General features: G+C 74.3%; 14 protein-coding genes. 7 read left to right on the forward strand and 7 right to left on the reverse strand.

Annotation, left to right across the window (positions count from 1 at the left end; genetic code table 11):
- The 4 genes from ASL10_RS15425 to ASL10_RS02235 all read right to left on the reverse strand — a co-directional run.
- Positions 1–681, reverse strand: a 681-nt coding sequence (locus ASL10_RS15425; protein WP_082460152.1) for a TetR/AcrR family transcriptional regulator, incomplete at its 3' end; no start/stop codon positions are given.
- Between the two features lie 178 nt (positions 682–859).
- Positions 860–1,162: a transcriptional regulator gene (locus ASL10_RS02225; protein WP_056043893.1), complete on the reverse strand. Its 303-nt coding sequence runs from the start codon at positions 1,160–1,162 to the stop codon at positions 860–862.
- Entirely contained in the window at positions 1,159–1,614 is a 456-nt protein-coding gene (locus tag ASL10_RS02230; protein ID WP_056043896.1) for a hypothetical protein, read from the reverse strand. Before ASL10_RS02230 ends, ASL10_RS02225 begins: the two co-directional genes overlap by 4 nt.
- A gap of 184 nt (positions 1,615–1,798) precedes the next feature.
- Positions 1,799–2,674, reverse strand: a complete 876-nt coding sequence (locus ASL10_RS02235; RefSeq protein ID WP_056043899.1) for an SDR family NAD(P)-dependent oxidoreductase — start codon at positions 2,672–2,674, stop codon at positions 1,799–1,801.
- 173 nt (positions 2,675–2,847) lie between these two features.
- Between ASL10_RS02235 and ASL10_RS02240 the strand changes: the two genes are divergently transcribed.
- From ASL10_RS02240 to ASL10_RS02250, 3 genes are all read left to right on the forward strand, one after another.
- Positions 2,848–3,873 carry an SDR family NAD(P)-dependent oxidoreductase gene (locus ASL10_RS02240; protein WP_056043902.1) on the forward strand — a complete coding sequence of 342 codons (1,026 nt, stop codon included), beginning with the start codon at positions 2,848–2,850 and terminating at the stop codon, positions 3,871–3,873.
- A 40-nt stretch (positions 3,874–3,913) separates the two neighbouring features.
- Positions 3,914–4,504, forward strand: coding sequence for a TetR/AcrR family transcriptional regulator (locus ASL10_RS02245; protein ID WP_056043905.1), 591 nt, complete (start codon positions 3,914–3,916; stop codon positions 4,502–4,504).
- A 328-nt stretch (positions 4,505–4,832) separates the two neighbouring features.
- Positions 4,833–5,336 (forward strand): hypothetical protein, encoded by a 504-nt coding sequence (locus tag ASL10_RS02250; protein ID WP_056043909.1) that lies wholly within the window; start codon positions 4,833–4,835, stop codon positions 5,334–5,336.
- Positions 5,337–5,404: 68 nt separating this feature from the next.
- On the opposite strand, the gene ASL10_RS02255 is transcribed toward ASL10_RS02250, so the two are convergent.
- The 3 genes from ASL10_RS02255 to ASL10_RS02265 all read right to left on the reverse strand — a co-directional run bounded on the left by ASL10_RS02255 (position 5,405) and on the right by ASL10_RS02265 (position 8,425).
- Positions 5,405–6,298 carry a LuxR C-terminal-related transcriptional regulator gene (locus ASL10_RS02255; RefSeq protein WP_056043912.1) on the reverse strand — a complete coding sequence of 298 codons (894 nt, stop codon included), beginning with the start codon at positions 6,296–6,298 and terminating at the stop codon, positions 5,405–5,407.
- A gap of 166 nt (positions 6,299–6,464) precedes the next feature.
- The gene (locus tag ASL10_RS02260; protein WP_056043915.1) at positions 6,465–7,724 is read right to left on the reverse strand and encodes a HAMP domain-containing sensor histidine kinase; all 1,260 of its coding nucleotides are present in this window, start codon (positions 7,722–7,724) and stop codon (positions 6,465–6,467) included.
- Positions 7,721–8,425 (reverse strand): response regulator transcription factor, encoded by a 705-nt coding sequence (locus ASL10_RS02265; protein WP_056043918.1) that lies wholly within the window; start codon positions 8,423–8,425, stop codon positions 7,721–7,723. The genes ASL10_RS02260 and ASL10_RS02265 overlap by 4 nt, the downstream gene beginning before the upstream one ends.
- A gap of 200 nt (positions 8,426–8,625) precedes the next feature.
- On the opposite strand from ASL10_RS02265, the gene ASL10_RS02270 reads away from it, so the two are divergent.
- From ASL10_RS02270 to ASL10_RS02285, 4 genes are read left to right on the forward strand one after another with little or no spacing between them, the layout of a single operon-like run.
- A complete protein-coding gene (locus tag ASL10_RS02270; RefSeq protein WP_056043921.1) occupies positions 8,626–9,135 on the forward strand; it encodes a hypothetical protein in 510 nt (169 codons plus the stop codon).
- On the forward strand, positions 9,132–10,196 hold the full coding sequence (locus ASL10_RS02275) for a peptidoglycan-binding domain-containing protein (protein ID WP_056043925.1): 1,065 nt from the start codon (positions 9,132–9,134) through the stop codon (positions 10,194–10,196). The genes ASL10_RS02270 and ASL10_RS02275 overlap by 4 nt, the downstream gene beginning before the upstream one ends.
- Positions 10,193–10,888, forward strand: a complete 696-nt coding sequence (locus ASL10_RS02280; protein ID WP_056043927.1) for an ABC transporter ATP-binding protein — start codon at positions 10,193–10,195, stop codon at positions 10,886–10,888. The genes ASL10_RS02275 and ASL10_RS02280 overlap by 4 nt, the downstream gene beginning before the upstream one ends.
- Positions 10,885–12,078, forward strand: coding sequence for an ABC transporter permease (locus tag ASL10_RS02285; RefSeq protein WP_056043930.1), 1,194 nt, complete (start codon positions 10,885–10,887; stop codon positions 12,076–12,078). Before ASL10_RS02280 ends, ASL10_RS02285 begins: the two co-directional genes overlap by 4 nt.
- Positions 12,079–12,141: the final 63 nt, after the last annotated feature.

Consider the following 12,141-nt stretch of genomic DNA (forward strand, 5'->3'; position numbering starts at 1 on the left):
CGAGGGCGCCGCATCGACCGCGGGCGTCCGGGCGCCCGCCGGCGGCGGCCCGTAGCCGGCGCGGATGCTCGTCGTCACCCGGTCGAGCAGATCGGCCCAGACGTCGCGGCTGTCCGCGTCGACCACGGCGCCGGTCCGCGTGATCCAGTGGCGCGCGACGACGGCGATGCCGTTCATCAGCGAGCTGACGAGCACCTCGGCCTCGAGCGGGTCGGTGGCCGGGCTGCGCTCGGCCATCTCGATCGAGAGCTGCTCGGTGACGCGGGTGAAGACGTCCTGGATCAGGCTGTGCGACCGCGGGTCGCCGCCGTCGTCGCCGAGGACGCCCCAGAGGTACGAGACGACGGCCGGCAGGTCGATGCCCTGCATGGCCTGGATGATCTCGGCGAACAAGGAAGCGCGGCTGCCGTCGCCGACGGGCGTCGCGGCGGTCGCGGCCCGGAACTCGTCGACGGCACCGGTGAGCACGCGAGTGCAGGCCGTCATGACGACCTCGTCGAGCGACGAGAAGTGGTTGAAGACCGTGCGGCGCGAGACGTCGGCACGCTCGGCGAGCTCGTCGACGCTGAAGCGGGGTGCCCCGCGCTCGGCGATGAGCGCGTCGGCGGCGTCGAGGATCGCCTGGCGGTGCTTCGCCTTGAGGGCGGCACGGCGGTCGGGCACCAGGGTCTTGACGGTCACCTGCCTACACTAAGTGCAGCGACGCACTCGGTGCACCCACAGCGGCTGGGGAGTCGCTGGGACTTGCGCGGCCGGGACGCGGCCTTCGTACCCCGCCGCCCCGCGCCTCCTCGTCCTGCCGACCGGACGAAGAGGGGCGCCCCCGGCGCACGGCCACGGGACGCCCCTGCCCCGGCGGCTAGTCGGCGGCGATCTCGCGGAGGGTGGCGAGATGCGCGGCCCAGGCCTCGCGCCCGGCCGGCGTCGCCTTGAGGCTCGTCCGGGGCCGCTTGCCGACGAACCCCTTCGTCACGGCGACGTAGCCCGCGGCCTCGAGGGCGCTGACCTGCTTGCTCAGCGTCGAGTCGGTCACCTGCACGGCGTCGCGCAGGTCACGGAAGTCGAGACCCTCGGCCGCGGCGAGCGCCGCCATCATCGAGAAACGGACGGGCTGGTGCAGCAACTCGGACAGCCGGAGGCGCGGGTGCGGTCGGGCGGTCATCGTCGCGCCTCGCGCACCTCGACGGCCGCGCAGGCGACCGACACCGCGAGCAGGACCGCCGCCATGACGGCACTGCCGACGACGTCCTGGCCCTGCGAGAAGCCGACGACGAGCATGGCCCCGACGTAGCAGGCGAAGAACGCGGCCAGGTAGGCCATCCAGCGCCGGCCGAAGCCGACGCGGGCCGACCTCCTCAGCAGGACGAACGCCACGACCAGGACGGCGATCCAGACGAGCAGGCCACCCATCGCGACGAAGTAGGCGGTGCCCGTCGTGAGCCCCATGGCGAGGGTGCCCATCGACGCGGCGGCACCCAGGCCGAGCAGGAAGGCGACGGCGGGCCAGCTCGCCGCCGACGTCGCGCTGCGGCCCACGGCGTCCGCCCGGTCGAGCAGGCGCCGGGCCTCGGCGGAGTCGGGGGTGCCGGTCGTGCCGGTGATGTCAGCGGTCATGGTGGTCGTCCTCTCGTAGGACTCCCACTCTAGAAAGTACTTTCTCGATAAGCAAGTACTTTCTCGTCGATCTGATCGAGTGGGCAGAAGATGCTCGTCCCCCGCGGCGGAAGGACGTCTTCTGCCCACTCGACCGGCCCGTCGAGGCCGGGGCGTCCGGACGGCCGCCCCCGGCCGGGCCGCGCTAGATCGTCTCGTCGAGGTCGAGCAGCCGGGCGCTCTCGTCCCACAGGCGCCGGGCGAGGTCGGCGTCGGCCGCCTGGCGGGCCACGCGACCGGGGGCCTTGAGGCGGTCGAAGTAGTTGCCGCTCGGCGCCGGCACGGTCGCCGCCCCCGCGAGGCGGATCAGCGGCTCGGCTCCGTCCTCGGTCGAGACGGCCAGGCGCTTGGCCGCGGTCATGAACGCGCCGTCGCCACCGAAGCCCGAGGCGACGAACCCGGGGTGGAACGCGAACGCGTCGATCCCGCCGCCGGCGCGGGGCAGGCGTCGGGCCAGCTCACGGGTGAACAGCACGTTGAGCAGCTTCGAGGTGCCGTAGGCGCGGAAGCCGCCGGCCCACGCACCCCGTGCGTTGTCGAGGTCGTCCAGGTCGACCCTGCCGAAGAGGTTGCCGGCACTCGAGGTCTGGACGATGCGGACCGACCCGGCCGGCGCCTCCTTCGCCGTCTCGAGGAGGCGCGGCGTCAGCAACGCGGTCAGGAGGAAGGGAGCGAGGTGGTTGCCCTGGAACGTCGTCTCGTGGCCGTCGACCGTGAGCGAGCGCTCGGGGATCGTGGCGCCGGCGTTGTTCGCCAGGACGTGGATGCGCGGCAGCTCGGCGAGCAGCTGCTCGGCCAGGTCGCGGACGGTCGACAGGTCGGAGAAGTCGGCGAGGTAGGCGGTGCCACCGATCTCGTGCGCGACGGTGCGGGTGCGGTCGGGGTTGCGGCCGACGACGGCGACGGTGGCTCCGAGGCGGGCGAGCTCGCGGGCGGCGGCGCGGCCGATGCCCGAGCTGGCTCCGGTGACGACCACGGTCCGGTCGTCGAGGCGGGCGGCGGGAGGCAGGGTGACGGTCATGCAGGGGACGCTAGGCGGGATGCGCCGGGCCCGGTCGGCGGTCGGCGTTCTCTCGGCAGGCGTACAGCCGCGCGGGCTCCCACCCGCGGTAGCGTCGCATTACGAGACGAAGTGTCTCGATTCAGGGCGTGGTCTCCGCGCCTCGACCCGCCCCTCCTCAGAGAAGAGACGACATGTCCGACGCCACCGCCCCCCTGACCGGCTCCCGCACCATCGGCACCTGGCTCGACCACCCCGAGGGCGGGCCGGCGCTCCGTGCCGCCCTCGGGCAGGGAGGCGCGTTCGACGAGGGCGCGCTGGCCCCGGTCCGCGGCCTGCCGCTGCAGCAGCTGGTGGCGATGAGCCAGGGGCAGGTGCCGCAGGAGTTGGTCGACGGCCTGGTGCTTCAGGTCAACGGCGGCGTCGTGCCCGACGAGGCGGTCGAGGCCGACGGTCCGTGGCGCGAGACCGTCACCCCCGGCCGCTTCGCCGGCAAGACCGTGATCGTCACGGGAGCGGCATCCGGCATCGGCCGGGCGACGGCGTCACGGGTGGCACGCGAGGGCGGTCGCGTCGTCGCCGTCGACCTCTTCGCCGACAAGCTGGAGGCACTGGTCGCCTCCCTGCCCGACGCCGACGTGGTCACCGTGGCCGGCGACATCACGAAGCAGGACGACATCGACGCGATCGTCGCGGCGGCCGGCGACCGCATCGACGCCCTGGCCAACATCGCCGGCATCAACGACGACTTCTCGCCCCTGCACGAGACGAGCGACGCCATGTGGGACCGCGTGATCGGCATCAACCTCACCGGCGGGTTCAAGCTGTCGCGCGCCGTGATCCCCGTGATGCTCGGGGCCGGGCGCGGCTCGGTCGTCAACGTGGCCTCGGAGGCGGGACTGCGCGGCAACGCGTCGGGCAACGCGTACACGGTGTCGAAGCACGGCGTCGTCGGCCTGACCAAGTCGGCGGCCTTCATGTACGCGAAGCAGGGCATCCGGGTCAACGCGGTGGCACCCGGCGGCGTGGCGACGGGCATCCCGTTCCCGGCGAACGTGTCCGAGGCGGGGTCGGCGCGGCTCCGTCCGTTCCAGGCGGCGATCCCGACGATCGCGACGGCCGAGGAGCTCGCGGCGTCGATCACGTTCCTGCTGAGCGACGACGCGGTGAACGTCAACGGCGCGATCCTCGCGAGCGACGGCGGCTGGTCGGTCCAGTAGGAGGGGTGGGGCCGCGGCGGGCGTGCGGGAGGATGGACCGGTGACCACCGCACGCCCCGGCCGCGCCCGCAGCGAGGCCGCCCGCCTCGCGATCCTCGACGCGACCCGCGACGAGCTGGCCGAGCGCGGCTACGACAAGCTCTCGCTCGACCGCATCGCCGCGGCGGCGGGGGTCGGCAAGGCGACGATCTACCGCTGGTACCCGGCGAAGGCGGCGCTGGTGGCCGAGGGGATGCTCACGGGACACCTGCTGCCCCACCTCGAGGTGGCCGACACGGGCGACGTCCGTCGGGACGTGCTCGACTGGCTCCGCGCCTCCTTCTCGACCTTCGCCTCGCCCGCGGCGGGCGGGCTGATCCGCGCGTCCATCGCGGCGACCGCCGAGGACGCCGCCGTCGCCGAGCACTACGAGGAGCGTGTCACCTCGGTCACGCGGGCGGCACTGCTCGCCCGCCTCGAGTCCGGGAGGCGCGCGCGGCAGATCCGGGACGGCGCCCCCCTCGAGGCCCTCGTCGAGTCGCTGATCGGCACCGTGCTGCTGCACGCCGTGACGCGCCGCGATCCCGGGCCGGCCGCGCTCCAGGCCACGGTGGACCTGCTGTTCGACGGCGTCGCGGCGCGGTCGGACTGACGCGTCACCGCCCGTCCATCGCCTCCTCCACAGAAGGGCGCCGAGCGTGCCCGAAGGCGTCCGCCTGTGGAGGGACGCCTCCATCGCCTCCAGCAGCAGTGGGTGGTGGCCGAGGGCAGCCTCTGAGCAGGTCGCGCGGGCCCGACGAGCCGGCGTCGTACTCCGGTGACGCGCCACCGGGGCCCATCGTTGGTCACCCGACCAACGTCGACCGTGAACGCGTGCATCGCGCCGCCGGTGGCCACAGGATCGTTCTCGCAAGGCAGTTCCACTCGACAACACGAAGCACCGCAACTCGAACTCCTACGACAACGAAAGAGGACGAACAATGAGCAAGCTGAAGTCGAAGACCGCCACGATCATCGCCGCCGTCGCCGTGAGCGGCGTCGCCGTCACGGGGCTGAGCGGATTCGCCGCCGCACCCGCACAGGCGGCGACCACCGCCCCCGCCTCGCCGGAGTCCAGCACCGGCAGCCCGATCACGGGCAGCGTCACCCTCGACCCGCTGGCCATCGTCAGCGCGATCAGCGCCGCCGTCAACGACCAGGGCGACCGGTCGGGCGCCGTGCTGGCCGCCCTGGACGTCGGCTACTACAACGCCGGCAACCCCGACCGGCTCACGGTCGCGGTCGTGAACAAGAACCAGGACATCACCGTCGAGGGCTCGATCGCCGATGCCCAGCCGATCGACATCAAGGGTGGAAGCTACGTCATCTACTGGTTCGACGGCCCCGGCAAGGTCACCAACAACGGTGACGGCGGCTACCTGAACTGGGGCGTGCTCGGCAACAACGTCAAGACCGACAACGTCATCAGCATCAACGGCGGCTGACCCCGCCGCGGCACCGCGGAACCGCCCCGACGTCCTCACCGGACGCCGGGGCGGTTCCGCGTGCGCCGTCAGGCCGGCGGCAGGGCAGGAGGCGCGGGTCGGTTCGGCGCCTCGACCGCCGCCTGGCCGTCCCGACGGCGCCCCCGCCGCACGATGCGCGACCGGATGACGCCCTTGACGAACGCGACCGAGACGAGCGCCGTCCGGTTCGGGGCGCTCCACGTCCGCATCAGACGGGCCAGGTGCCAGGCCACGGCCTGGCGGCTGTAGGCCGTCTCGCGGGCGATCTCGGCGTTCGAGAGGCCGTAGGCGGTGAGCGTGAGCATCTGCCGCTCGACGTCGTCGAGGTCGGGGGCGTCGGCCACGAGGTCGAGCACGACGTCGGGCCCCGGGGCCGCAGGGGGTGGCTGGGGGCCGCCCGCGCCTCCTGGTCCCCCGCCCGGCGGGGCGGCGACGAGACGGGGCCGGTGCCGCGCCCACTCCTCGGCCCAGCAGGTCCCGAGTTCGTGGGCGACCTGCGAGGCGCGCGCCATCGCGAGGACGAGCGCCCCGGCCTGCCCGCCCGATGCCGAGTGCATGACGAGCGAGAAGATGCGCAGCGCGGGCAGGGCGCCCCGCAGGACGACGGCCAGGTCGACGTCGGGGCAGGCCGCACTGCGGCGGGCGACGGCACGCAGCTCGTCGAGGCACGAGGCCGACACCGGACGACCGTGCTCGACCGCGGCGAGGGCCGGACCGAGCACGATCGGCACGATCTCGGCGTACCGGTCGCGCAGCCACGACCGGCCGGTCGCCCCGACGTCCTCGAGCGAGCAGTCGAGCAGCAGGTCGCTGAACTCGTCGTGCCGGGCGTCGAGCCGCAACCCGAGGGGCTGACCCGGACGCATGATCGTGGTCGGGCGGCCCGTCGCGGCGCCGCCCGTCGTCGGGCGGTCCGCGGGGACGCCACCCTGCTCGGTCAACGTCCCACCCCCGGTCGCGGCGCCGGCGCCCCTGGCCGGTCGGCCCGCCTCGCGGGCACGTTCCGAGCCTAGGAGCGACGAGCCGGTCGCACAGTCGGCTGGCTGGCCGACCGCGGTGTCCCCCGCAGGGGCCGGACCGACGCGACGGCGTGCCCGCCGGGCCGGTTCACCGGCCGGTCGCGGGCGCGGCGAACACCACGCGCACGACCAGACCGCCCGAAGGAGGCGCGTCGAGGGTCAGCGTCGCCCCGTGCGTCTCGGCGACGGCCGCGACCAGGGCCAGGCCGAGTCCGTGGGAGCCGGCGACCCGACCCGCCGGCCGGTGGAACGGCTCGGTCAGTCGCCCGACCTCGGCCGGGTCGAGCACGGCCCCGCCGTTGGACACGATCAGGGTCGGCGCCCCCGAGCCGTCGGTGCCGACCGTCACGTCGAGCCGGCCGCCGGGTTCGTTGTGGCCGATGCCGTTGCGGACGAGGTTGCCGACGAGCACCGAGAGCAGGGCCCGGTCGCCCGTGACCTGCGCGGGGCGGGCGACGCAGTGCACCTCGACCCGCGCCCGGGCGGCGGCGGACGCCGAGGCGGCCACCACCTCGTCGACCACGGCGACGAGGTCGACCGCGTCGGCGGCGACGCCGTCACCGGACTGCACGTCGGACAGCGTCAGCAGGGCCTCGACCGTCTCGATGCTGCGGGTGTTCATCTCGCGCAGGCGTCGGATCGTCAGGGACGGCGGCGAGCCGGCCGCGAGGGCCGCGTCGAGCATCGCCTGCGTCGTCGCGAGGGGCGTGCGGAGCTCGTGCGAGGCGTTGGCGGCGAAGCGACGTTGGGCCTCGTACGAGCGGTCGAGCCGGTCGAGCATGTCGTCGAACGTCGTCGCGAGACGGCCGAACTCGTCGTCGGGGCGCCCGGGTGCGAGCGCGGCGAGCCGCTGCCGGAACGACCCTGCGGCGCCGTGTTCGGCCTCGCGCGCCGCGCTCGCGAGGTGCTCGACCGGGCGGAGGAGGCGCCCGGCGACGACCCAGCTCAACCAGACGCCGACGACCAGCGCGACGACGAACACGATCGACGACGTCGTGAGCAGCACGCGCAGGAGGTCGTTCTCGCCCGAGATCGTGACCGCCGCGCGCAGCTCGGCGGTCTCGGCGACGGGCGACGGCCCGGCGGTGGCGACGCCGCCGTCGCCCGCCGGCGCCCACGTCGCCGTCGGCGATGCGGGGTCGCCCGCGCCGGCGCCCGGCGGGTGCAGGGCGGTGATCCGGTAGTCCGGGACGAAGCGCATCACCAGGAACACGGACGCCACGATCGACAGGCCCACGACCGTCAGCACCGCGCTGACGGTGGCGGTGAGCCGGAGACGGGCGCTGCCCCGGTGACGCAGCCCGCGCCTCCTGGGCTCTACGGCCGAGGACCGGGTCTCGACGGTCACCGGTCGACCCCGTCGGCGGCGTCCTCGGCGTGCTCGGCGTCCTCGGCGGCGATGCGGTAGCCGCTGCCGGGGACGGTGTGGATCACCCAGGGCTCGCCGAGGCGTCGCCGGAGGTTCGAGATCGTGACCCGCACCGAGTTGGTGAACGGGTCGGCGTTCTCGTCCCAGGCCTTCTCGAGCAGGCGCTCGGCACTGACCACGCCCCCGTCGGCCTCGAGCAGCACGCCGAGCACCGCGAACTCCTTCCGGGTGAGCCTCACGTACCGGCCGTCACGGTAGACCTCGCGGCGGAACGCGTCGTACCGCAGGTCGCCCCGGACCGTGACCGGCGGGCGCGACCGACGCGGGCGCCGGGCGAGCGAGCGCATCCGGGCGATCAGCTCGGGGAACTCGAACGGCTTGGCGAGGTAGTCGTCGGCACCGAGCTCGAAACCGTCGACCTTGTCACGGGTGCGCCCGGCCGCGGTCAGCATCACGATGCCCGGACCGTCGCCGGCCGCCGCCACCGCGGCGCAGACGTCGTCGCCGTGCGTGCCCGGCAGGTCGCGGTCGAGCAGCACGACGTCGTAGTCGTTCAGCCCGATCGCCTCGAGGGCGGCGTCGCCGTCGTGCACGACGTCGACGGCCATCGCATGGCGCTCGAGGACGCTCTGGACGGCCTCGGCGAGGTAGACCTCGTCCTCGGCGACGAGTACGCGCATGGTGGCTCCTGTTCGGGTCGGGACGGACGGGACGCGGACGCCCTCCTCCAGGGTGACATGTCGAATGTCACCGAAACGTAAAGCCCGCCGTTTACGGGCCGGCAACGAGCCGTGCGGTGGTCTGGACCCCGTCGCCCGACGAGGGCGACGCCGCGACCGCCGGTCGCGGCCCGTGACCGTGGAAGACCAGGAGTCCCCTCATGCCCAGAACCCGTGGCACCCTCTTCGCCGCCCTCCCCCTGCTCGTCGTCGCCCTCGCCGGCTGCTCGACCGCCGCCGACGACGCCACCGCCGAGACGAAGTCCGAGTCGCAGATCGCCGCCGACGCCCAGGCGTGGGACCTCGCGAACGCGAACTGCCTCCGCGAGGAGGGCGTCGACATCGGCGACCCCTCCGGCGACGGCGGGGGCGTGTCGATCTCCCGCGGCGACGCCGTGGACATGGACGCCCTGCTGGCCGCGTCGGAGCGGTGCACGGAGGCGACGACCGACGAACTCGGCGAGCGCCCCGTGACCGCGTCCGAGAAGAAGAGCCAGGACGAGTTCGACGCGAGGCTGCGCGAGTCGGCCGAGTGCGTGCGTGAGGCGGGATACGACGTGACCGACCAGCTCGACGGCGCGGGCGGCACGGCCACGATGGACGACGTCCCCGCGGGCGTGCTCGAGGAGTGCGGCGCCTTCGGCAGCATGCCCACGACGGTGACCCGGTGAGGCCGTCGCGCCGAGCCGTCGCCTGGTGGTCCGTCGCCGGTGTGGCCGTCGTCGGGACGGCCGTCACCGCCGTGTTGATGGTCGGGCCCCCCGGAGCGTCTGGTGACGACGACGCGGAGGCCGCGGCGGGCACGACGCCGAGGCCGACCACGGCCGTCGTCGAGCAGGGCACGCTGACCGGCACGACGACCAGGGCGGGCACGCTCAGCCGCCTCGACGGCCCGACGATCACGGGGTCCGCACCCGGCACGATCACGTCGCTGCCGGAGGTCGGCGACGTCCTCGCGGCACGCAGCGAGCTCTTCCGCGTCGACGACGAACCGGTCACCGCGTTCGAGGGCGCCCTGCCGCAGTGGCGGGCCTTCGGACAGGGCATGGCCGAGGGCCCGGACGTCCGGCAGGTCGAGGAGAACCTCAGAGCCTGGGGGTACTTCACGGGCACGCCGGACGACCGGTTCGACCGGCGCACCGCGACCGCCGTCTCGGCCTGGCAGAAGGACACCGGCCAGGAGCGCACCGGGTCGATCGACCAGGGCACTCTGCAGTTCGTGACGGGATCGTTCACGGTCCGCACCCTGACGGCGGCCGTCGGCGACGCCTCGGGAGGCGACCTCTACGGCACGGCGCGCGACGACGCGGTCGTGTCGGTCGACCTGCCGGTCGGGTCGCCGCTCGCCGCCGTCGACGGGGTCGTGTCGGTCGACCTGCCCGGCCACGGCAGCGTTCCCGGGCGCGTGTCCGACGTGGGCGCGGCCGTGGCCGACGAGACCACGGGCACGACGACGGTCCCCGTCACGGTGTCGCTCGACGACCCGGCGGCGGCCGGCGACCTGACCGAGGCGTCCGTGCAGGTCGACTTCGTCTCCGAGGTGGAGGAGGACGTGCTGCACGTGCCGGTGCTCGCCCTGGGTGCGGCCGTCGGCGACGGGTTCGTCCTCGAGGTGCTGCAGCCGGACGGCACGACCACGGCCGTGCCGGTGGAGGCCGGCCTGTTCGCCGGCGACCGGGTCGAGGTGTCCGGAGCCCTCGAGGCCGGCGACGAGGTCGTGGTGCCCGCATGAACGCCGTGATCGAGCTGCGTGACGTGACGCGCGAGTACGGCCGACCCCCGACGACCGCGTTGTCGTCGGTGTCGCTCCGGGTCGAGCGCGGCGAGTTCGTCGCGATCGTCGGCCCGTCGGGATCGGGCAAGTCGACTCTGTTGAACGTCCTCGGCACGCTCGACCGGCCCACCTCGGGCACCGTGCTCGTCGACGGCGTCGACGTGGCGGACCGGAACGACCGCGAGCTGTCGGCCCTGCGGGCGCACCGCATCGGCTTCGTCTTCCAGCAGTTCCACCTCAGCGAGGGCGTGAGCGCGACCGACAACGTCGCGAACGGCCTGCTCTACGCGGGGGTGCCGATCCGGCAGCGACGGGCGCGGGCGCGCGAGGCGCTCGAGCGCGTCGGGCTGGGCCACCGACTGACGCACCGTCCGAACCAGCTCTCGGGTGGCGAACGGCAGCGGGTCGCCATCGCCCGGGCGGTCGTGCACCGCCCGCCGCTGCTGCTCGCCGACGAGCCCACCGGCAACCTCGACACGAAGGCCGGCGAGGGCATCGTGTCGCTCCTCGGCGAGCTGCACTCCGAGGGCACCTCGATCGTCGTCATCACCCACGACGTCGAGCTCGCCCGGCGGCTGCCGCGGCGGGTGACCATCCGCGACGGGCACCTCGAACACGACAGCGCGACGCGGGCGGGGGTGACCGCATGAACGCCTCGGAGACGCCCTCGCGCCTCCTCTGGTCGGACGTCGTGCGACTGGGGGTGTCCGGGCTGGCGTCGCGACCCACCAGGGCCGTGCTGTCGGCGCTCGGCATCGCCATCGGCATCGCGGCCATGATCGCCGTGGTCGGCATCTCGACGTCGAGCCAGGCGAAGCTCGCGGCGACCCTGGACGAGCTCGGCACGAACCTGCTCTCGGCCTCGCAGGGGAAGGACTTCTTCGGCGAGGCGGTCGACCTGCCACTCACCGCGGGGGCGTCGGCCGGGCACACCCAGGGGGTCCGGTCGGCCGCCACGACCGGCACGGTGGCCGACGTCGGCGTCTACCGCAGCAGCGCGGTGCCCGCGGGCAACACGAACGGCATCACGGTGCGGTCGGCGTCGCCGACGCTGCTGGAGGTGCTCGAGGCCCGCGTGGCGTCGGGCGTCTGGCTCACCGACGGCATGGCGCGGTACCCCGTGGTCGTGCTCGGGGCCGAGGCGGCGGCCCGGTTGGGCATCACCGTGCCGGGGCGCCACGTGATCGTCGGCGGCACCGAGTACGTGGTGGCGGGCATCCTCGAACCCGTGCCGTTGGCGGCCGAGATCGACTCGTCGGCGCTCATCGGTGAACGGGCCGCGGAGGCGCTGGCCGGTGCGCCCGTCCACCCGACGGCGGTCCACGTCCGGGCCGACCCCGCCCACGTGCAGGAGGTGCGCGACCTGCTCGCCCGGTCCATCCAGCCGCGGAGCCCGTCCGACGTCGAGGTGACGCGGCCGTCCGACGCGCTGGCCGCACAGCAGGCCGCGGACCAGGCGTTCACCGGGTTGCTGGTCGGCCTCGGCGGGGTCGCGTTGCTGGTCGGCGGCATCGGGGTGGCGAACACGATGGTGATCTCGGTGCTCGAACGTCGACGCGAGATCGGGCTGCGGCGGGCGCTCGGGGCGACGAGGTCGCACATCCGTCGGCAGTTCCTGGCCGAGGCGCTCGTCCTGTCGCTGCTCGGCGGGGTCGCCGGGGTGCTGCTCGGGGCGGCGGTGACCGCGGCGTTCGCCGCGCTGCGGGGGTGGCCGACGGCGATACCGCCCGTGGTGCTGGTCGCCGGGCTCGTCGCGACGCTCGTGATCGGGGCTCTGGCCGGGCTCTGGCCGGCCGTGCGGGCGGCGCGCATCCCGCCGACGGAGGCGCTGCAGTCGTGAGGGGGGCGTGCGAGGCCCCGCATCCGGGCCCGGCGCGGTCGGCGGGGGGGGGGGGGGGGGGGG

Origin of the sequence: Frigoribacterium sp. Leaf8 (assembly GCF_001421165.1) — a bacterium.
Taxonomy (GTDB): domain Bacteria; phylum Actinomycetota; class Actinomycetes; order Actinomycetales; family Microbacteriaceae; genus Frigoribacterium.

Excerpts from the sequence above, each read along its gene's own strand:
- ASL10_RS02225 (WP_056043893.1), bottom strand. The coding sequence starts at position 1,162 with ATGACCGCCCGACCGCACCCGCGCCTCCGGCTGTCCGAGTTGCTGCAC.
- ASL10_RS02230 (WP_056043896.1), bottom strand. The coding sequence starts at position 1,614 with ATGACCGCTGACATCACCGGCACGACCGGCACCCCCGACTCCGCCGAG.
- ASL10_RS02235 (WP_056043899.1), bottom strand. The coding sequence starts at position 2,674 with ATGACCGTCACCCTGCCTCCCGCCGCCCGCCTCGACGACCGGACCGTG.
- ASL10_RS02240 (WP_056043902.1), top strand. The coding sequence starts at position 2,848 with ATGTCCGACGCCACCGCCCCCCTGACCGGCTCCCGCACCATCGGCACC.
- ASL10_RS02250 (WP_056043909.1), top strand. The coding sequence starts at position 4,833 with ATGAGCAAGCTGAAGTCGAAGACCGCCACGATCATCGCCGCCGTCGCC.
- ASL10_RS02265 (WP_056043918.1), bottom strand. The coding sequence starts at position 8,425 with ATGCGCGTACTCGTCGCCGAGGACGAGGTCTACCTCGCCGAGGCCGTC.
- ASL10_RS02270 (WP_056043921.1), top strand. The coding sequence starts at position 8,626 with ATGCCCAGAACCCGTGGCACCCTCTTCGCCGCCCTCCCCCTGCTCGTC.
- ASL10_RS02280 (WP_056043927.1), top strand. The coding sequence starts at position 10,193 with ATGAACGCCGTGATCGAGCTGCGTGACGTGACGCGCGAGTACGGCCGA.
- ASL10_RS02285 (WP_056043930.1), top strand. The coding sequence starts at position 10,885 with ATGAACGCCTCGGAGACGCCCTCGCGCCTCCTCTGGTCGGACGTCGTG.